14 protein-coding genes are annotated in these 19,327 nt (G+C 74.5%); 6 read left to right on the top strand and 8 right to left on the bottom strand.

What is annotated here, in order from left to right:
- Positions 1-8: 8 nt before the first annotated feature.
- From EV376_RS20410 to EV376_RS20395, 4 genes are all read right to left on the bottom strand, one after another.
- On the bottom strand, positions 9-2,225 hold the full coding sequence (locus tag EV376_RS20410) for a glycoside hydrolase family 95 protein (RefSeq protein ID WP_486482721.1): 2,217 nt from the start codon (positions 2,223-2,225) through the stop codon (positions 9-11).
- On the bottom strand, positions 2,222-3,271 hold the full coding sequence (locus EV376_RS20405; protein WP_130325587.1) for a LacI family DNA-binding transcriptional regulator: 1,050 nt from the start codon (positions 3,269-3,271) through the stop codon (positions 2,222-2,224). The genes EV376_RS20410 and EV376_RS20405 overlap by 4 nt, the downstream gene beginning before the upstream one ends.
- Positions 3,268-5,664 carry a glycoside hydrolase family 3 C-terminal domain-containing protein gene (locus EV376_RS20400; protein ID WP_130325585.1) on the bottom strand — a complete coding sequence of 799 codons (2,397 nt, stop codon included), beginning with the start codon at positions 5,662-5,664 and terminating at the stop codon, positions 3,268-3,270. Before EV376_RS20400 ends, EV376_RS20405 begins: the two co-directional genes overlap by 4 nt.
- An 848-nt stretch (positions 5,665-6,512) precedes the next feature.
- Entirely contained in the window at positions 6,513-7,733 is a 1,221-nt protein-coding gene (locus EV376_RS20395; protein WP_486482720.1) for an ROK family transcriptional regulator, read from the bottom strand.
- A 205-nt stretch (positions 7,734-7,938) separates the two neighbouring features.
- Here EV376_RS20395 and EV376_RS20390 point away from each other — a divergent pair, with 205 nt between their 5' ends.
- The 3 genes from EV376_RS20390 to EV376_RS20380 are packed head-to-tail and all read left to right on the top strand — an operon-like array spanning position 7,939 to position 11,599.
- Positions 7,939-9,606 carry an extracellular solute-binding protein gene (locus tag EV376_RS20390; protein ID WP_130325581.1) on the top strand — a complete coding sequence of 556 codons (1,668 nt, stop codon included), beginning with the start codon at positions 7,939-7,941 and terminating at the stop codon, positions 9,604-9,606.
- The gene (locus EV376_RS20385) at positions 9,603-10,646 is read left to right on the top strand and encodes an ABC transporter permease subunit (protein ID WP_130325579.1); all 1,044 of its coding nucleotides are present in this window, start codon (positions 9,603-9,605) and stop codon (positions 10,644-10,646) included. Before EV376_RS20390 ends, EV376_RS20385 begins: the two co-directional genes overlap by 4 nt.
- A complete protein-coding gene (locus EV376_RS20380; protein WP_130325577.1) occupies positions 10,643-11,599 on the top strand; it encodes a carbohydrate ABC transporter permease in 957 nt (318 codons plus the stop codon). The genes EV376_RS20385 and EV376_RS20380 overlap by 4 nt, the downstream gene beginning before the upstream one ends.
- A gap of 56 nt (positions 11,600-11,655) precedes the next feature.
- Here EV376_RS20380 and EV376_RS20375 read toward each other — a convergent pair whose 3' ends face one another.
- On the bottom strand, positions 11,656-14,004 hold the full coding sequence (locus EV376_RS20375; protein WP_130325575.1) for a TIM-barrel domain-containing protein: 2,349 nt from the start codon (positions 14,002-14,004) through the stop codon (positions 11,656-11,658).
- Between the two features lie 166 nt (positions 14,005-14,170).
- Between EV376_RS20375 and EV376_RS20370 the strand changes: the two genes are divergently transcribed.
- Entirely contained in the window at positions 14,171-16,159 is a 1,989-nt protein-coding gene (locus tag EV376_RS20370) for a beta-galactosidase (protein ID WP_130325573.1), read from the top strand.
- Between the two features lie 21 nt (positions 16,160-16,180).
- On the opposite strand, the gene EV376_RS20365 is transcribed toward EV376_RS20370, so the two are convergent.
- Positions 16,181-16,831, bottom strand: a complete 651-nt coding sequence (locus EV376_RS20365) for a LysE family translocator (protein WP_130328768.1) — start codon at positions 16,829-16,831, stop codon at positions 16,181-16,183.
- 201 nt (positions 16,832-17,032) lie between these two features.
- Between EV376_RS20365 and EV376_RS20360 the strand changes: the two genes are divergently transcribed.
- Positions 17,033-17,518, top strand: a complete 486-nt coding sequence (locus EV376_RS20360; RefSeq protein WP_130325571.1) for a DnaJ family domain-containing protein — start codon at positions 17,033-17,035, stop codon at positions 17,516-17,518.
- Between the two features lie 73 nt (positions 17,519-17,591).
- Here the strand turns inward: EV376_RS20360 and EV376_RS20355 are convergent, their stop codons facing one another.
- Together EV376_RS20355 and EV376_RS20350 are read right to left on the bottom strand one after the other, a co-directional pair.
- Positions 17,592-17,933 (bottom strand): cupin domain-containing protein, encoded by a 342-nt coding sequence (locus tag EV376_RS20355; protein WP_130325569.1) that lies wholly within the window; start codon positions 17,931-17,933, stop codon positions 17,592-17,594.
- Positions 17,934-18,035: 102 nt separating this feature from the next.
- The gene (locus tag EV376_RS20350) at positions 18,036-18,602 is read right to left on the bottom strand and encodes a maleylpyruvate isomerase N-terminal domain-containing protein (protein ID WP_130328767.1); all 567 of its coding nucleotides are present in this window, start codon (positions 18,600-18,602) and stop codon (positions 18,036-18,038) included.
- Positions 18,603-18,733: 131 nt separating this feature from the next.
- Here EV376_RS20350 and EV376_RS20345 point away from each other — a divergent pair, with 131 nt between their 5' ends.
- Entirely contained in the window at positions 18,734-19,099 is a 366-nt protein-coding gene (locus EV376_RS20345; protein WP_130325567.1) for a nuclear transport factor 2 family protein, read from the top strand.
- Positions 19,100-19,327: the final 228 nt, after the last annotated feature.

Here is a 19,327-nt window from a genome sequence, read left to right as displayed (position 1 = left end):
GCGGCACCTCACCGCCGGTCGAAGGTCAGCTCCGCCGGCACCCCGGCGGACAGGTCCACCTGCGTGTGCCCGTCCGGCGCGACCACCCGCATCCGCCGGTCGACGGCCGAGACCAGGCGTACGCCGATGCGCCGCGCGTCCCAGGCCAGCTCCGCCACGGTGAGCCGCCCCGGCAGCCGCACCCCGCGCAGCCGGCCCCGGCGCAGGTCCGCCGGCAGCGCCGGCAGCAGCCGCAGCACGTCGCGGCGGGCGTGCACGAGCGCCTCGATCAGCACCGCCGGCAGGGCGTGCGCGGCGTCGGCGTTGTAGGTGACCCGGCCCGGGTTGTGCGCGCTCATCAGCGACCGGAAGAACAGGTCGACGCACACGACCTTGCGCAGGTTGGCCGCGACCAGGTCGCCGTCGCGCAACCGCGCCGCCGCGAGGGCCCGGTGCAGGCTGCCGTGTGCCGACCGGTCCTCGTCGCCGCGCACCGTGAGCGCCCGGTGCGCGGCCGCCGCCAGGTCGGGAGTGTCATCCGGGTTGATCTCGTCCAACGGCCACACCGGGTAGAGGTGGCTGACATGCCGGTGGTCGTCGTCGGGGCGGTAGCCGGGCCACGCCCACTCGGCCAGGGCCCCGCGCCCGTCGACGAGGTGATCGGGCAGCCGCGCGGCCAGGGCCGCCCACCGGTCCTCGCCGGTCAGCTCGCCGGCGACGGTCAGCGCGTGCCGCGCGGCGGCGATGTCCATGGTGGCGTTCACGGCCGCCGGCACCGGCCGGCCGCCGTCGTCCAGCGGCCCGGTCTCCGCCGAGTACGACGGCACGATCACCAGCCGCCCGTCCGCACCGGTGACGGTGAGGATCCCGGCGAAGAACTCCGCGACCTCCACCAGCCAGCCCGCCACCTCGCCGAGCGGGTCACCGGTGACCAGGTGGTGCTCGTACAGGGGGAACAGCAGCCAGTGCGCGCCGGGCAGCCAGGCCGCGAACGGCCACTGCGGGTGCTGGTGGAACAGGTGCCCGTGCTCGCCGTCGGTGCGGCTGGGCGCCAGCAGGCCGGCCACCCCGTAGATCGCGCGGGCGTTGCGCCGCCAGTCGTCGACCTGGTCGCGGACCAGCCGGGCGTGCGCCGCGGTGACCTCCGGCAGCGCGCCGAGGTTCGCGCCGGCCAGTTGCAGGTTCAGGTTGGCGTCGGTGGTGAAGTCACCCGCCCAGGCGGCGTCCCAGGACCCCAGCCACAGCCCGGTCAGCCGGGGCGGCAGCACCCCGCTGGCGGAGAACAGCAGGTACCGTCCCGCGTGGAACAGCCGCTCCAGCAGCGCCGGGTCGAGCCGGTCCGGGGTGGCGGCCTGCCGGGCGAGCAGCTCGCCGACCGGCAGGCCCCGGTCGGCGTCCGGCACGCCGAGGTCCAGGCTCACCCGCCGGTACGGGCCGGCGTGCCGGGGCCGGTGCCGGTCGAGCAGGCCGGCGTAGTCGGCCCCGGCGGCGGTCAGCCGCCCGGCCAGCTCACCGGTGCGCCACCGCGGGCTGTCGACCCGGTCCAGCACGGTGGTCAGCAACGCCCGCCCGCGCACCAGCAGCCGGTCGCCGGCCGGCTCCGCGTCACCGTGGACCAGGGTCAGACCCTCGAAGCCGTATGCACCGCCGGAGCCGTCCGGATAGCGGCCGCGTACCCGCAGGAACACCCGGCCACCGGCGCGGTACGCGACGGTGGCGTAGCGCACCCCGGCCGGCCGTCCCGGCAGCTCACCGGTGGCGCCGACGGTGCACGCACCGAGGTCCAGCTCGGTCACCACCAGCCGGTCGGCGCGGGAGACGAACGACCGCCGCCGGCCGCCGGACCAGGCGACGGTCACCTCGCCGGTGGTGAAGTCGGTCGAGCGCCGGTAGTCGCGGACCGGTCGCCGGGCGGCGTCGACGGTCAGCGCGAAACCCGGATGGTACGACTGCGTCCAGCGCAGCGCCCCGTCCCCGGCGAGCAGCCGGCCCGCCTCGGCCCGCCGGCCGGCGAGGACCAGCTCCCGGATCCGGGGCAGCAGGCCGGCCAACTCGGGCGGGCGGGCCTGCCGGGTTCCGTTGGGCAGCACGTACCGGTGGTGGTTGCAGATGATCCGTTCCGCGTACGGGTCGCCGCACACCATGATCCCGTACTCGCCGTTGCCGGACAGGAACGCGTCCTCCCAGCCGGCGGCGGGGGCGGTGTCGACGATGCGGTGCGCGGAGGCCGGCAGCTCCGGCGTCACCGCGCCGCCCCGGCCGGGGCGGCGGTGCTGTCGCGCACCGTCAGCCGGGGCGCCAGCAGCGTCGTCGCCGGCACCGTCTCGCCGGCCAGCTTGCGCATGAGCAGCGACACCGCCTGCCGGCCGATCTCCTCGGCCGGCACCGGCACGCTGGTGAGCATCGGGGTGGCCTGCACGGCGAACTGGTCCGGGCAGATCGCCACCACCGACACGTCGTGCGGGACCCGCCGGCCGCGACCGGCCAGCGCCGCCAGCGCCGGCCCGACCGCCGACTCGTTCTGCACCACCAGGCCGGTGACGCCGGGCTGGCGGTCGAGCAGGTTCAGCACCGTCCGCCGCACGTCGGCGGCACCCTCCTCGCAGGGCACGCTCACCACCTCGACCCCGTGGTCGCCGGCGGTGCGGGTGACTCCGGCGCGGGTACGGTGCGCGAAGCCGGTGCCCCTGCGGTACACGGCCGCCGGTGCGCCGAGCAGCGCGACCCGCCGGTGTCCCAGCCCGGCCAGGTGCTCGACGCACACCCCGCCGGCCCGTTCGAAGTCCAGGTCGACGCAGGTCAGCTCGGCGGTGTCGGCGGGCACTCCGATCAGGACGCTGGGCCGGTCCAACTCCCGCAGCAGCGGCACCCGGGGATCGTCGAGTTCCACGTCCATCACCAGGATGCCGTCGACCAGCGCGCCGGCGGCGATGCGCCGCAGCCCGGCCGGACCCTCGTCGGAGGTCAACAGCAGCACGTCGTGGTCGTGGCGGCGGGCCGAGGTCACCACGGCGGTCGCGAACTGCATCACCACCGGCACCTGGATGCCCGAGCGCAGCGGCAGCACCAGAGCGATCACGTTCGCCCGGCGGCTGGCCAGGGCCCGGGCACCGGCGTGCGGGTGGTAGCCGAGCAGCCGGACACTCGCCAGCACCCGGTCCCGGGTCACCGCCGAGATCGCCCGCTTGCCGCTGAGCACGTACGACACGGTGCTGACCGCGACCCCGGCGTGCCGGGCCACGTCGACGATCGTGGGCTGCGCCGGCCCGCGCCGCCCCCGACCGACCGTCACGGCCGCCCGCCCCGCACCCGCAGGCAGCCGAGGAGGCGGATGTCGCCGGCGGACCGCCCGACCATCAGCGTGTGGGTGGCGTCCTCGACGACCGGTCCGGCGCGGCGCTCGTCCCACCAGGCCAGGTCGTCGACGCGCAGCCGCACCGTCACCGTGCGCCGCTGCCCCGGATCCAGGGGGACCCGGGCGAAGTCACGCAGCCGGCGCAACGGCTGCTTGACCCGGCTGCGGCGCTGCCGGGTGTAGAGCTGCACGACCTCGACGCCGGCGCGGGCGCCGGTGTTGGTGACGTCGACGCTCACCTCGACCTCCTCGTCGGGCGCCGCCGTGTCCGTGCTGAGCCGCAGGTCGGCGTACTCGAAACGGGCGTAGCTGAGGCCGTGGCCGAACGGGTAAAGGGGCTCGCCGCGGTGGTACAGGTAGGTGGCGTCCGCGCCGATGACGTCGTAGTCGAGCAGGTCGGGCAGGTCGGCGGCGTCGGCGTACCAGGTCTGGGTGAGTCGCCCGGCCGGGTCGGCGTCACCGAGGAGCACGTCGGCGAGGGCGGCGCCGTGCTCCTGGCCGCCGTGCGCCGACCACAGCGCGGCCGGCAGGTGCTCCCGCGCCCAGCCCACCGCGTACGGGTAGCTGCTGGTGAGGACCAGGACGGTACGCGGATTGGCGGCCCGCACCGCCCGCAGCAGCTGCTCCTGGCCGGCCGGCAGGGCCAGGTCGACGCGGTCCTCGGTCTCCCGCCCGTTGACCATCGGATGGTTGCCCAGCGCCACCACGGCCACGTCGGCGTCGGCGGCCAGGGCGGCGGCCTCGGCCGGCCCGTCGACGAGCAGCTCGACGGTGAAGGCGGCGGCCGTGCCGGGGTCGCCGTCGACGCGCAGCCGTCCGTCGCCGTCGACCGTGACGAACCGGCCGGTGGCCAGGTGGTGCAGCAGGACGGTCCCGTCCGGACGGTGCTGGAAGCGGAACGTCTCGCTGACCACCCAGCCGCCCGGGCCGGGACGGTCGTTGACGAGATCGCCCTCGTCGGTGGCGCCGACGTGCCGCCCGTTGCCGACGGCGCGCAGCGCGACGGTGTCGCGGCCCCAGTCGAACACGTCGAACCAGGCGGCCGCCCCGCCGAGTGTGAGCGGCCCCCCGTCGGGGGTGTCGGGGCAGCCGACCGCCCGATCGCCGAGGTGCAGCGCGATCCGGTCGGCGCCGGGATGGGTGGTCACCGCCGGCAGCCGCCCGGCCAGCGCCTCGCCCAGGGTGACCGCGTACGGCGGGGTGCCGCTGTACCAGTCGGTGTGGACGGTGTCGGCGAGCGGGCCGAGCACCGCCACCCGCATCCGGGGGTCGAGGGGGAGCAGGGCGTCGTTGTGCAGCAGCACCACGGACTGGCGGGCCGCCTCCCGGGCCAGCCCGCGGTGGGCGGTGCAGTCGATCACGTCGGGGGAGACCCCGGCGAACGGGTCGGAACCGGGCGGGTCGAGGTCGCCGAGGCGCAGCCGGACGGCGAGGATCCGGCGGACCGCCCGGTCGACGTCGGCGACGTCGACCAGGCCGCGGTCGAGGGCCTCGGTGATCCGGGCGACGGTGGGTGCGCTGTCGGCGTCGTCCTCGGTGAAGCTGTCGATCCCGGCGAGCAGGGCGGCGGCGAAACCGCTCACGTGGTCGGGCAGGTGGGCCTGCACGCCGGCGATGTTGCTGACCGCTCCGGCGTCGCCGACGACCAGCACGTCGGGCGCGAGGCGGCGCAGTTCGTCGGCGATCAGCGGGGACAGGTGCGCGGGCACCCCGTTGACCCGGTTGTACGAGGCCATCACGGCGACCGCCGCCCCGGCGGCGAGGGGGGCGTGGAAGGCCGGCAGTTCGTACTCGTGCAGCACCCGCGGCGGCAGGTCGCTGGAGGTGGTGGCGCGATCGGTCTCGTTGTTGTAGCCGAGGAAGTGCTTGAGCGTCGGTGCGGTGCGCAGCCGCTCGGGGTGGTCGCCGCGCAGTCCGTGCGCGTACGCGGTGGCGAGGCGTCCGGTCAACCCCGGGTCCTCGGACCAGCCTTCCTCGTTGCGTCCCCAGCGTGGGTCGCGTAGCGGGTTGACCACCGGCGCCCACACGTTCAGGCCCACGCTCGAGTCGGTCTGGTGCTTGGCGCGTACCTCCCGGCCGACGGCGGCGCCCACGGCCCGCACGAGGTCGGGGTTCCAGGTGCTGGCCAGGCCGATGGCCTGCGGGAAGACGGTGGCCCGCCCGAGCCAGGCGACGCCGTGCAGCGCCTCGGTGCCGGTACGGAACGGGGGCAGGCCGAGCCGGGGGACGGGTGCCTGCCACTGGTGCAGCAGGCCGATCTTCTCCGGCAGGCTGAGGTTGCGGAGCAGGTCGTCGAGACAGACCCGGGGCGGGGCGATGCTGTCGGTCATGGTGGGCCTTCCGTGGCTCGCCCGCCGCCGTGAGTCGAAGCGCTTCGACGAGTGGCGGAGCGAGCAGCGTCGCGTGCTGGGATGCGCGCGGTGTCGGCCCGGACGTTGGTGAAGCGCTTCGACGACCGTGCGAAGAAGGGCCGCTCCGATTGCCCGGACGGAACGGCACATCCGAGGTTGGCATCGCACCCCGCTCGGGTCAAGGCCCTTCATCGCCGTCGATCGAACCCACGCCCGACGTGCCGGGTACGGCGGGCCCGCCCGTCCGTGATCACCGCGGCACACCGACGTGCGGCCGGCGTTCTCCGGCAGACCGGGCGGGTCACCGGCGTGGCCGCGGCGGGTCGCCGGCGCGATCCGGTGTTGCCTGGTTCCGGCCGGTCGCCTGTGCGGCTCGGCGTGTTGTCCCGGGGCGTCGCCGGCGCGGCTCGGTGTGTTGCGTGGTCCCGGCCGGTCGTCCACGCGGCTCGGTGTGTTGCGTGGTCCCCAGGGGCAACAGCGCGGCTCGCCGTGGTGCGTGGTCCCGGCCGGTCGCTGGCGCGGCTCGGCGGGACGCCGGCCGGAGGGTACGTGGCGGTTGGGCGATATTCCGGTCCGTCATGAATATGCCGCTGCGGCATATCGCTGTTCGCCGAATCATCTCCGGCCCCCGGCCCCCGGCCCCCGGCCGCCGGCCGCCGGCCGCGGTCGGTGCCCTCGGCCGGTCCTACTGGGGGTGCAGCCAGCCGCCGCAGCGGAGGCTCGGTGCGGCCCACCCGATGGCCTGCGCCGCAGGGGTGAGCCGGCCGGCGGGGACAGGGCGACGCGCGAGAGCCGCGCACCGGCAGACGGGGACAGGGCGACGCGGGTCAGGCGGTCGGGAGGCGACCGGACTCCACGATCGACAGAGCGGCGGTGGCGCCGCCGAGGGCGGCGGCCGTCGGGCCGAGGGTGGACGCGTCGAGCCGGCAGCCACCGGCGCCGGGGGCGTGGGTGCGCGTGGCCAGTTCGGAGCGGGCCGCCGGCACCAGCCACGGCGCGAGCGTCGCGAAGTGCCCGCCCAGCACGACCGCCTCCGGGTTGAGCAGGTTGGCCAGCACCGCCACACCCCGGCCCAGGTCACGGCCGATTCCGGCCAGCCCGGCCAGGACGGCGGGGTCGCCGGAGCGGGCCAGCACCTGGATGCGTTCCAGCTCGGGCAGGTAGTCGGTGACCGGCCCGTCGGCGTCGGCGTCGGGCAGCAGCCGGCGGACCACGGCCGGCAGCCCGGTGAGCGCGGTCAGGCACCCGCGACGGCCGCACTCGCAGGCGGGGCCGGCGTCGTCCAGGCCGACGTGCCCGATCCCGCCGGCGAACCCGCGGCTGCCGCGCAACAGGCGACCACCGGCGACCACGCCGGCGCCGACCGCGGCGCCCCCGGCGAGGTGCACCAGGTCGGCGGTGCCGGCGTAGCCGCCGTGGCGCTGCTCGGCCAGCACCGCGAGGTTGGCGTCGCTGTCGACCTCGACGGTGAAGCCGGGGTCGCGCAGGGCGGCCCGTAGCTCGGCCGCCACCGGCACGTCGCGCCAGCCCAGCGCGGTGGCCAGCGGTGCGGCGCCGGCCGCGTCGACGAGGCCGGGCACCGCGACCGTGAGGCCCAGGACCGTGCGGCCCTGGGCGGTGACCCGCCCGACGGCCCGGCGGGTCAGGGCCGCCAGTGCGTCCACGGTGTCGGTGGGGGAGGCGGTGCCGGCGGCGAAGGCGCGCCGCCAGGTCAGCAGGCGGTTGCCGCCCAGATCGACGGCCAGCACGACCAACTCGTCGGCTGCGATCTGGGCGCCGAGCGCGGCGTACGGCTCGCCGTCGAGCACCAGCATGGTCGCGGGCCGGCCGACGCGGTTCTCGGTGAGGCCGGTCTCGCGCAGCAGCCGGCGGTCGATCAGCTCGGTGACCAGGCTGGACACGGTGGCCTTGTTCAGGCCGGTCCGGGCGGCGATGTCCGCCCGGGAGCAGGGCGCGTGCAGCCGGACGTGGCGCAGGACCACGGCCCGGTTGGCGACCCGCACGTCGCCGAGGTCGCTCGGCTGCGGTTCCGTGTGGATGCTGATCACTGTCTGCTCGCTCCCTGCGCCGACCGTGCGGGATCCCGACGGGTGTGGCGCGTCCATCTTCGCCTACCGCCGCCCCGGCCGGTACGCCTGTGTCTTGTGGGGACGCCTGACCGTCGATTAGTTTGTTCGGCTAGAAACCCAACTAACTCTAGCCGAGGCGGTACGCCCGGCAAACCCGAGTTCCCGACCACGAAGGGAGTGCGCCGTGAAGCCGTCCCTGCCGGGCGCAGCCACCGACCGCCGGACCGTGCTGCGCCTGCTCGGGCTGGGTGCCGCCGCGAGCGTCGGCGGCACCGGCCTCGCCGGGTGCAGCAAGGAGGCGGGCAGCCGGGGCAGCGCCACCGGCGCCGACGCGATCCGCTCCGTGCTGCCCGCGTACCGGCCCGCCGAGGTCCTCAAGCCGGACATCGCCGGGGAGGGGCCGATCCCCGACGGGTACCTGAGCTACCCGCGGCAGCTCGTGGACGCGGTCACCGAGCAGCCCGGTCGCGGCGGAGCGTCGATCCGGACCATGAGCCCCTGGTGGGGGCCGACCCCGCCGCCGGTGGGCCGCAACTCGTACCTCGCCGCGGTCAACGCCAAGCTCGGCGTCGAGGTCGACCCCAGCCTGCAGGACGGCAACACGTACGCCGACAAGCTCAACGCGATGCTCGGCGCCCGCGACGTACCGGACCTGCTCTGCGTGCCGAACTGGGAGGTGGACAAGGTCGCCCGGTTCTCCGACGCGGTCAAGGCCCTGTTCACCGACCTCACCGACAGCCTCAAGGGCGACGCCGCCGCGAAGTACCCGTACCTGGCGTCGCTGCCCACCGGCGCGTGGGAGTACTCGGTCTGGGGCGGGCGCCTGTACGCGGTGCCGTTCCCCACCGACGGGCCGTTCGCGTACGCCCTGTTCCACCGCCGGGACCTGTTCGCGAAGGCCGGGTTGACCGCCCCCACCAGCCCCGAACAGCTCTACGAGATCGGCAAGCAGGTCACCGACCCGGCCAAGGGCGTGTGGGCCTTCGGCAGCGTCTTCGACATGGTCCAGCAGTTCTTCGGCTGCCACCAGACCTGGCGCAAGAAGCCCGACGGCGGCCTCGAGCACAAGTTCGAGAATCCGGCCTTCGCCGCCGCGCTGGAGTTCACCGCACGGCTGTTCGCCGAGGATCTGATCCACCCGGAGACCGTCGCCAGCAAGGGCGCCGACGAGAAGCAGCTGTTCAAGGCCGGCAAGATCCTCATGTACCAGGACGGCCTCGGCGCGTGGCAGGGCATGCAGAGCGAGCGGGTCAAGGAGCTGCCCAGCTTCGACATGCAGCCGATGCCGGTCTTCGGCGTCAACGGCGCCGCACCGGTGATCTGGGGCAGCGAAAAGCCGGTCTTCTTCACCTTCCTCAAGAAGGACCTGCCCGCCGAGCGGGTCGACGAGCTGCTCCGCGTACTCGACTGGTGCGCCGCGCCGTTCGGCAGCCGCGAGTTCGAGCTGCGCGAGTACGGCGTGGAGGGCCGGCACTTCACCCGGGCGGCCGACGGCAGCCCCGTCCCCACCGAGCTGGGTCGCAAGGAGATGGGCGCCCAGTACACCCACATCGGCGGCCGGGTCCCGGTCAAGGTCCGCAGCGGCGACACCCCGAACTACGTGCAGGACTACATCGGCTACTACCAGAAGAACATCGCGCAGATGGAGAAGGACCTGTTCGCCGGGATCAAGCTCGAACTGCCCGCCAACTGGTCGAAGCTCATCCAGCCGACCGAGGACAAGATCCGCGACATCCTCCGCGGCCGGCGCCCGATCGGTGACCTCGAGCAGGTCCGCAAGGAGTTCCTCGCCAACGGCGGCGAGGAGGGGCGCGCGTTCCACGAGAAGGCACTCGCCGACAACGGCCGATGAGCGCTCCCGGCACCACCGGCACCGCCGGCGCGGTCGACGCGGTCGACTCGCCGGCCGGTGACCGGCCCGCCCCGCCCCGGCGTACGCCGGCCCGGCCCGCCCGGCGCCGCCGGCGTACCCTCCGGGCCCGGCTGCGCCGCGACTGGCCGCTGCTGGCGATGGCGGCCCCGGCCGCGGCCCTGCTGCTGGTCTTCCACTACGTGCCCACGCTGGGCAACGTCATCGCCTTCCAGGACTACAACCCGTTCGTCGGTGCGGACCCGATCGACGCCTTCCTGGGCAGCGAGTGGATCGGCTTCGGCAACTTCGAGGCGCTGTTCCGCGACCCGCTGTTCTGGGACGCGGTGCGCAACACGCTGAGCATCACGGCCTTCCAGCTGGTCTTCTTCTTCCCGCTGCCGATCATGCTGGCGCTGCTGCTCAACAGCGTCGTGTCCGGGCGCGTGCGCGGCTTCGTGCAGAGCGTCGTCTACCTGCCGCACTTCTTCAGCTGGGTGCTGGTGGTGACGTTCTTCGTGCAGACCCTCGGCGGGGCCGGCCTGCTGGCGCAGGAGCTGCGCCAGGCCGGCCTGCAGCCGTGGGACGTGATGACCAACCCGGACACGTTCATCGTCCTGGTCACCGCCGAGGCGGTGTGGAAGGACCTCGGCTGGGGCGCGATCGTCTTCCTCGCCGCGCTGTCGGCGATCGACACCAACCTGTACGAGGCGGCGGCCGCCGACGGGGCCGGACGGTGGCGGCGGCTGTGGCACATCACCCTGCCGGGCCTGCGCCCGGTGATCGTGCTGCTGCTGATCATGCGGCTCGGGGACGCGCTGTCGGTGGGCTTCGAGCAGTTCATCCTGCAACGCGACGCGGTCGGCCGGGACGCCGCCGAGGTGCTGGACACGTTCGTGTACTACCAGGCGATCGCCACCCAGCAGTGGGGTCTGGGTGCCGCCGCCGGGCTGTTCAAGGCGGTGATCGGGCTGATCCTCATCCTGGCCGCCAACCACGTCGCGCACCGGCTCGGTGAGCAGGGGGTGTATTCCCGCCCATGACCACGTACGCGCCGCCACCCGTACCCGCGCCCGGAGCACCCGGGCGGCGCCGCGGCGCCGGCCGCCCGGTGTGGGAGGAACCGCCCTCGCCGCTGGGCCTGCTCGGCAAGGGCCTGGTGCTGGCCCTGCTGGTCGCGGCGGTGCTGGTCCCGCTGTGGACGGTGCTGGTGACCAGCCTCGCCTCCCGCGGCACGATCGACGAGGCCGGCGGCATGGTGCTGGTGCCCCGGGAGATCGACCCGTCGGCGTACCTCACCATCTTCAGCGGCGGCGACGTCACCCAGGCGGTGTGGATCAGCACCCTGGTCACGGTGCTCGGCACCGGGGTGAGCCTGCTGCTGACCGTCCTCGCCGCGTACGGGCTGTCCCGGCCCGGATCGGTCGCGCACCGCGGGCTGCTCTTCTACTTCCTGCTGACCTTCCTGATCTTCCCGGGCCTGGTGCCCAGCTACCTCGTGGTCACCGGCCTCGGCCTCAAGGACAGCATCTGGTCACTGATCCTGCCCAGCGCGATCAGCGTGTTCAACCTGGTGGTGATCCGGGCGTTCTTCATGAACGTGCCCGCCGAGCTGATCGACAGCGCCCGCATCGACGGGGCCGGCGAGCTGCGCATCCTCACCCGCATCGTGCTGCCGCTGTCCAGGGCGGTGGTGGCCGTGGTCGGCCTGTTCTACGCGGTGGGCTACTGGAACGCGTACTTCAACGCGGTGCTCTACATCGACTCCAACGACAAGTTCCCGATCCAGCGGGTGCTGCAGAGCTACATCATCGCCGGGCAGTCGCCCAACGTCTCCGGCACGCCGGTCAACCTGCCGGGCGTCACCGCGTACCCGCCCACGCTCGCGGTCAAGATGGCGGTGGTGGTCGTGACGGTGATCCCGGCGGTGATCGTGTACCCGTTCGTGCAGCGGCACTTCACCAAGGGCGTCATCACCGGCGCGGTGAAGGGCTGAGCCAGCCCCGCCGGTGCGGCGCCCGTCCCGCCCGGTGCGGGCGCCGCACCGGGCGGTCAGCCCGCGTCGGGGACCAGCCCCGGCACGGACCGTACGGTCACCGCCTCCCCGTTCAGCAGTGACCGGGCCGGGAGGTCGGCGTCGCCGACCCCGGCGAGCGCCAGCTGCCCGACCTGCAGCGGCCCTCGCGTCCGGATGCGCAGTTCGGCTCCGTCACGAACGGCCTCGATCTCGGTGTCGCCGTCGAAATCGTGCACCACCGTCCGCCCGCCGGTCGCCCCGAAGCAGACCAGGGTGACGTCGCGGAACGGGCCGTCGCCGACCGTGTCCGCCGGGTCCACCAGGGGCAGCAGCGCGCCGTGCCGCACGTACAGCGGCACCCGCTCCAGCGGTACCCGTACCCGCAGGTGCCGCCCGCCGGGGTGCCGTTCCCCGGTGGCGGCGTCGATCCAGTCGTCGCCGGCGGGCAGGTACAGGTCGCGTACGCCGGCCGGGTCGAGCACCGGGGCGACCAGCAGGTCCGGTCCGAGCCGGTACTGCAGGTCGGCCGTCCAGGCGGTGGGGTCGTCGGGGGTGTCGACCAGCAGCGCCCGCATCAGCGGGGCCCCGGTGCGGGCCGCCTGGACGGCCGCCGACCACAGGTACGGCATGAGCCGGTAGCGCAGCCGCAACGCGGCGACCACGTGCCGTTCCGCCTCGGCCGGGAAGTCCCACGGCAGCCGGCTGGTGGTGCCGTGCAGCCGGACCAGCGGCGACAGCGCCCCGAACTGCGCCCACCGCACGTACAGCTCGGGGTCGGGGGTGCCGTGGAAGCCGCCGGTGTCGTGGCTCCAGAACGGCACTCCGGACAGCCCGTGCGACAGGCCGCCGCGCAGCGTGGACGCCATCCCCGGCCAGGTCGCGTTGACGTCGCCGCTCCACTGGGCGCTGTGCCGCTGCCCGCCCAGGTACGAGGAGCGGGCCCACACCGTACGGTGTCCGGCGACCTCCTCGGTGACGGCCGCGACCACGTCGTTGAACAGCAGCGCGTACACGTTGTGCAGCTCGACGCCGGTCATCCCGTTGTGCGCGACCGCGTCGGCCGGCACGCCCTCGGCGAAGTCGGTCTTGAACACCGCGACGCCCTGCGCCAGCAGCGGTCGCAGCAGCCCGGCGAACCAGTCGACCGCCGCCGGGTTGGTGAAGTCGACGATGGCGCTGGCCGGATAGCTGCCGTGCCACACGTCCGCGACGTACGTGCCGCCGTCGGGGCGGCGCAGGAAGTAACCGGCCTCGGCGGCCTCGGCGTACAGCGGGCTGCCGGTCATCAGGTACGGGTTCATCCACAGGCAGACCCGGAAGCCCTGCTCGGCGAGGGTACGCAGCATGCCGTCGGGGTCGGGGAACGCCTCGGCGTCCCAGCGCAGCTCCGACCACCGCCCGGCGACCTGCCAGTAGCAGTCCAGGTGCAGCACGTCGCACGGGATGCCGCGGTCCCGGATGAGCCGCGCCCGCTCCAGCACCCGCGGCTGGGTGTCCGGGAAGAAGCCGGAGGAGATCCACGCGCCGAACGCCCAGCGGGGCGGCAGGTACGGTCGGCCGGTGAGCCGGTCGAAGCGGTCGAGCACCTCGGCCGGGGTCGGCCCGGCGAGCACGTAGTAGTCCAGCAGTTCGTCGGGGACCAGGATCTGGACGCTGCTGTGGGTGGACTGGCAGACGTCGAACTGCACCGGCAGGCCGCTGTCGACCAGCACCCCGTACCCCCGGTTGGACAGGTAGAACGGCACGTTCTTGTGCGACCGGTCGGACTCGCCGCCGAAGGCGTCGAAGTTCCACATCAGCGCCCGCTGGCCGCGCTTGTCGAGCGGGGTGAACTTCTCGCCGAAGCCGACGAACCGTTCGTCGCCCGGGGCGGTGAAGCTCTCGTGCCAGGCGATGATGGCGCCGTCGGCGGTGGACCGCCCGAACGGCAGGGTGCGCCGGCGGCCGCTGATGTCCCGGACGCCCCGGTCCTGGGCGAGCAGCAGGCGCCCGTCCGGGGCGCGGAACTCCAGGTGCCACGGGTCGAGGCGGACCTCGGCCACCAGCGCGCCGGCATCGACGCGGACGCGGGTGTCCGCCACGGTGACGGTGGCGGGGTGGGCGTCCGGGTGGACCAACGGCAGGGCGCGGGCGGCGCGGCCGCGGGCCTGCGGGTCGTCGGCGAGGCGGACCCGGATCGCGCCGTCGCCGACGGCGTCGACGCGGACCACCGTGGACGCACCGTCGGAGAGGGTCGCCTTGACCGTCACCCCGTGCGGGTCGGCGGCGACGAGCTCGGCCCGGCCGACCAGCGCGGCGCCGTCCTCGCCGGGTGCCCGTACGGGCAGGTCGGGCGGGTCGGCCACGAAGGTCTCGTACGGCACCAGCGGCGGGCGGTAGGGCATTGGCGTCTCCTCGACGACAGCGTTCCGGCGGTGGTCCCAGTTTCTTTAACTTCCCAACGAACTGTCAACGATCGGGGTCGATGTTCTGGCCTCGTTGCCGCCGTTGACATGCGCCGAGTCTCGTCCCTAGTTTGGTTGAATCCCAAACAAACGGAGGTAGCGGACCATGTGGAGCGAGCGCCGGCTCCGCTACGGCGGCGACTACAACCCCGAGCAGTGGCCCGAGCGGGTCTGGCGGGAGGACGTCGCGCTGATGCGCCGGGCCCGGGTCAACCTGGTCACCGTCGGGGTCTTCGCCTGGTCCCGGCTGGAGCCGGCCCCCGGCCGGTACACCTTCGACTGGCTCGACCGGGTGCTCGACCTGCTGCACGAGAACGGCATCCGGGTCGCGCTGGCCACGCCCACCGCGTCCGCACCGCCGTGGTTCTCGCTGGCGCACCCTGACGCGCTGCCCGTCACCGCCGACGGGGTGCGGCTGCACCACGGCAGCCGCGACACGTACTGCGCCGCCGCGCCCGCGTACCGCACCGCCGCGCGGAGCATCGCCGCCGCCCTCGCCGACCGGTACGCCCACCACCCGGCCCTGGCCCTCTGGCACGTGCACAACGAGTACGGCACCACCTGCCACTGCGAGCACGCCGCCGCCGCGTTCCGCCGCTGGCTCGCCGACCGGCACGGTGACCTGGCCACCCTCAACGACGCCTGGGCCACCAGCTTCTGGAGCCAGCACTACACCGACTGGGCGCAGGTCACCACGCCCCGGGCCACCCAGTACCTCGCCAATCCGGGACACCTGCTGGACTTCCGCCGGTTCTGGTCCGACACCCTGCTCGCCGCGTACACCGAGCAGCGCGACCTGCTGCGCGCGGCCCACCCGGGCGTGCCGGTGACCACCAACTACGTGCTCGGCGACTGGGTGCCGGTCGACCACGCCCGCTGGGCCACCGAAGTGGACCTCGTCGCGATCGACCACTACCCGGCCGCCGTGGACGGCGGCGCGGAGGAGCAGACGGCCCTCGCGGCCGACCTGGCCCGCGGCTGGGCCCGGCGCGGCACCGGCTCGCCGTCGTGGCTGCTCATGGAGAGCGCCCCCAACCAGATCCACACCGCCGGCCGGATGCACACCAAGGAGCCCGGCCGGATGCTCCGGCACAGCCTCGCCCACGTGGCCCGCGGCTCCCGTGGCGTGCTGTTCTTCCAGTGGCGGGCCCCGGCCGGCGGGGCGGAACGGTTCCACTCCGCCCTCGTCCCGCACGCCGGCCCGGACGGCCGGGTGTTCCGCGAGACCGTCGAGCTGGGCGGGCTGCTGGAGCGCCTCGACGAGGTCGAGGGCCGGGTCGACGCGTCCGTGGCGCTGGTACGCGACGCCGCCAGCGACTGGGCGCTGCGCCACCCCGGCCTGCCGTCGGCGCGCGTCGACCACGCGGCGGAGGTCGCCGCCGCGCACCGGACGCTGTGGCGGTCGGGGTACGCCTGCGACGTGCTCGCCCCCGGCGACCGGCTCGACGGGCACCGGCTGCTGGTCCTGCCCGCCGGCTACCTCGCCGACGACGCCACGGTCGACTGGGTGAGCGGGCACGTCCAGGCCGGCGGTCACCTGCTGGTGACGTACCTCAGCGGGGTCGCCGACGGCCACGGCCGGGTGCGGCTCGGCGGCTACCCGGGCGCGTACCGGGACCTGCTCGGCGTACGGGTGGAGGAGTTCCACCCCCTCGCCGACGACGACCGGCTGCCGCTGACCGGCGGCGGCACCGCCACCCTCTGGTCCGAGACCGTCCACCTGGCCGGGGCGGAGCCGGTCCTGACGTACGCCTCGGGGGTGCTCGCCGGCCGCCCAGCCGTCACCCGGCACGACGTGGGCGCCGCCACCGCCTGGTACGTCTCCACCCGCCCCGACGACGACACGTACCGCCGGCTGCTCACCGACGCCGCCCGGCTCGCCGGGGTCACACCGGTGTGCCCGGCGGCACCGCCCGGCGTGGAGGCGGTCCGCCGCCGCGACGGGGAGCGGAGCTGGCTGTTCCTGCTCAACCACACAGGCCGGCGGCAGCGGGTACCGGCCAGCGGGCTGGAGCTGATCACCGACGAACCGGTGGACGGGGCGGTGCACCTTCCGCCCGGCGGGGTGGCCGTGGTCCGCGAGCGGCCGCGGTGACCATCCCGGCCACCGGCCCGGTCAGGGGGTGGCGACGGCGGCCCGGGACCGGTCCGCGGCGATCCGCACCGCGAGGCCGGCCAGCACGCTGCCCATCACGTACCGCTGCACCTTCGCCCACGTCGGGCGGCGGGTGAGGAACGCCGACACGCTGCCGGCGGTGAGCACGATCAGCCCGTTCACGGTCAGCGCGATGCTGATCTGGGTCAGGCCGAGCAGCAGGCTCTGGGCCGCCACGTGGCCGCGCGCGGGGTCGACGAACTGCGGCAGCAGTGACACGTACAGGATGGCGATCTTCGGGTTCAGCAGGTTGGTGACCAGACCCATGGTGAACAACCGACGGGGCCGGTCCGGTGGCAGCGGCATCGGGGTGAACGCCGATGTGCCGCCCGGGCGCAACGTCCGCCACGCCAGCCACAGCAGGTACGCCGCCCCGGCCAGCTTCACCGCCAGGTACAGCGGCGGCACCAGCACGAACACCGTGGCGATCCCGGCGACCGCCGCGACCAGGTAGACCAGGAAACCGGCGGCCACGCCGAGCAGGGACACCAGTCCGGCGCGGCGGCCCTGGGTGACCGACCGAGACACCAGGTAGACCATGTTCGGGCCGGGCGTGAGCACCAGACCCAACGCCACCAGGGCGATTCCCACCAGCCCGCCGGCGGTGACCATGACGACCCCCGTTCCCCGCAGTTCGCCGTCGACCCTATGACAGGGGCGTTCCCGGCCGCCGCCCGGCATGATCATCCTTCGGGTGAGGTCGCCCACACCCGGCACGTCCCGGCGCTCGTCGCCGGATGGGAATGCCGCCCGGTCTGACGGCGCTGACCCCGATCGGAGCAGCGGATACGGTGGGCGCGGAGGTGAGACCGGGTGGAGGCACGCTGGGAGGCGACCGTCGAGGCGCAGATCCGCGCCGCTCAGGAACGGGGCGAGTTCGACAACCTGCCCGGTGCTGGCAGGCCAATCCCCGGCCGCAACGAGCCGTACGACGAGTCGTGGTGGATCAAGAGCTTCCTGGAGCGGGAGGCGCTCCCCGGCGACCTGCTCCTACCCACCCCGCTGCAACTGCGGCGCAGGATCGAGCAGCTGCCCGCCGAGGTGCGTGACCTGCCCACCGAGGAGTCAGTTCGCCGGTACGTCGGCGACCTCAACGCGCAGATCGTCGCGTGGTTGCGGACGCCCACCGGCCCGCAGGTCGTGGTCCGGCCGGTCAACGTCGAGGAGACCGTCCAGCGCTGGCGCTCCGAGCGGCAGCAGGCGGCCGCCCGCCCGGCCCCGGTGACCGCGTCACGCGCACCCGCCCGGCGGCGTGGCCAGTGGTGGCGGCTGCCGTGGCGGCGCGGGGCCGCGGCCTGACCACCGCCCCCGGCCCGTGCGGCCCGGCGAGCCGGGGCGGGACGGCAGCTCCGTCCCGCCCAGCGCGGCCCGGTCACTCGCCGCGGCCCGTTCGCGAGCCGTACGCCGGGCCGAACACGACCAGCAGCGCCAGATCCTCGGTGACGTCGACGAACCGGTGTTCCTCGCCCGCCGGAACGAAGATCACCGCACCCGGGCCGACCGTCGCCGCACCGTCCGGCGTGACGATCCGTGCCCGGCCCGCCGTCACCACGTAGATCTCGTCCTCGGTGTGCGGGCTCTGGCTGTCGACCCCGCCCGCCGGGATGCAGTACGTCCCGACGGACAGATCCGCCGCCCGCAGATGCTCGACCCAGTCGTTGGCGGCGGCGTCCGCCGGCTGCCGCCACTCACCCGCGCCCGTGATGATCCGCATGGCGGCGACCCTATCGACGGCCACCCCGCACGCGCACCGACCACCTGGCCGCCGGTGGTCCCTGCCGGACCGGCGATACCGGGCCGACCGGGCGGCCCGACGTCACTCCACCGCCGCGTGCCAGACCCACGACGTGCGCCGGGGCCGTCCCGGCAGGTCGCCACGCCCGGTACACCACAGCAGCACCCGCACCGGCGGGCCGTCCGGAGCACCGGGGAACAGCCGGCGCAGCACGGCGGCGCTCAGGTCCTCCGGTGGCGTCCAGGGCAGTCCGAGCCCGGCCGCGATGTCCCAGGTGTGCAGGACGACCTCGGCCACCCCCATCGCCGCGAAGCCGCCCGGGTCGCACGGCCCCCAGTGCCAGGCCCGCACCTGCGGCCCGGCCGTGTCCACCGCGGCGGCCAGCAGGCCCGCGCAGGCCCGCACCACCCGCAACACCTCGGCGGGGGTGGCGGTGGGGGAGACCACCAGGTCGTACGGCAGGTAACCGGACCCGGCGCGGCCGGCGACCTGACCGGCGTACGCCATCAGGTCGTGCGCGACGTGGGCGGCCGTCGTCCAGCAACTCCACTCCAGGTCACCGGCGCACACCGACCAGTCCCGGTCGGTGTGCGGGCCCAGCACCTCGGTCATCGAGGCCACCGCGCGGCTGACGTCAACACCGGCCATTGGGGTCACCGGCCCACCCTCGCACCGCCACCGGGGAGCCGCAACGCCGTGGTTTCGTCAGGGGCCGCGGGCATCATCCCGGGCGGACCCCGGCCCCGGGGTGTCGACCCGTCGAGCGAGAGGCGTCTGCCATGTCGCGCAACACCGAGACCGTCGAGACCTACCTGGACGGTTTCCGCACCGGCGACCACGCGAAGATCCTGTCCTGCCTGACCGACGACATCGAGTGGACCGTGTTCGGCGCGTTCCACCTCACCGGCAAGGAGGCGTACGACGCGGCGATCGACGGGGTGGGCTTCGTCGGCCCGCCGCGCCTGGACGTGGTGCGGATGGTCGAGCAGGACGACGTCGTCATGGCCGAGCTGACCGGATCGGCTACCCGGGACACCGGTGAGGAGATGCGCATGTCCATGGCCGAGGTCTTCGTCCTGCGGGACGGGAAGATCGCGGAGCGGCGGGCGTGGGTGATCGAGCTGACGGAGAACGATTTCCGTTGACCGGCGGAGCGCGGCGTCGATAGGGTCGGTCCCGTGACTGCCGGGTCGGCCATGGGCCACGAGCGGACAGGGCACCCGGCCATTCGATGAGGCCGGCGGGGGCCCGCGCCCCGCCCTGCATCCCCACCGCGCACCTCTGATCGTCTCCGCGCCGCCCCCGTCGGCGGCCGCTGTGCTCCGCGCGCCCCCGCCGGCGGCGGTCCGGTCTTCCGCGCCGCGGGCGGCGGT

The sequence above is a fragment of the Micromonospora sp. CNZ295 genome, assembly GCF_004217535.1.
The sequence above is the reverse complement of the archived record's forward strand: the minus strand, read 5'-3'. Positions and strand labels throughout refer to the sequence as shown.

Bases quoted from the DNA above. Each gene is read 5' to 3' on its own strand.
- EV376_RS20400 (WP_130325585.1), bottom strand. From the start codon at position 5,664: ATGACCGACAGCATCGCCCCGCCCCGGGTCTGTCTCGACGACCTGCTC.
- EV376_RS20385 (WP_130325579.1), top strand. From the start codon at position 9,603: ATGAGCGCTCCCGGCACCACCGGCACCGCCGGCGCGGTCGACGCGGTC.
- EV376_RS20380 (WP_130325577.1), top strand. From the start codon at position 10,643: ATGACCACGTACGCGCCGCCACCCGTACCCGCGCCCGGAGCACCCGGG.
- EV376_RS20375 (WP_130325575.1), bottom strand. From the start codon at position 14,004: ATGCCCTACCGCCCGCCGCTGGTGCCGTACGAGACCTTCGTGGCCGAC.
- EV376_RS20370 (WP_130325573.1), top strand. From the start codon at position 14,171: ATGTGGAGCGAGCGCCGGCTCCGCTACGGCGGCGACTACAACCCCGAG.
- EV376_RS20365 (WP_130328768.1), bottom strand. From the start codon at position 16,831: ATGGTCACCGCCGGCGGGCTGGTGGGAATCGCCCTGGTGGCGTTGGGT.
- EV376_RS20355 (WP_130325569.1), bottom strand. From the start codon at position 17,933: ATGCGGATCATCACGGGCGCGGGTGAGTGGCGGCAGCCGGCGGACGCC.
- EV376_RS20350 (WP_130328767.1), bottom strand. From the start codon at position 18,602: ATGGCCGGTGTTGACGTCAGCCGCGCGGTGGCCTCGATGACCGAGGTG.
- EV376_RS20345 (WP_130325567.1), top strand. From the start codon at position 18,734: ATGTCGCGCAACACCGAGACCGTCGAGACCTACCTGGACGGTTTCCGC.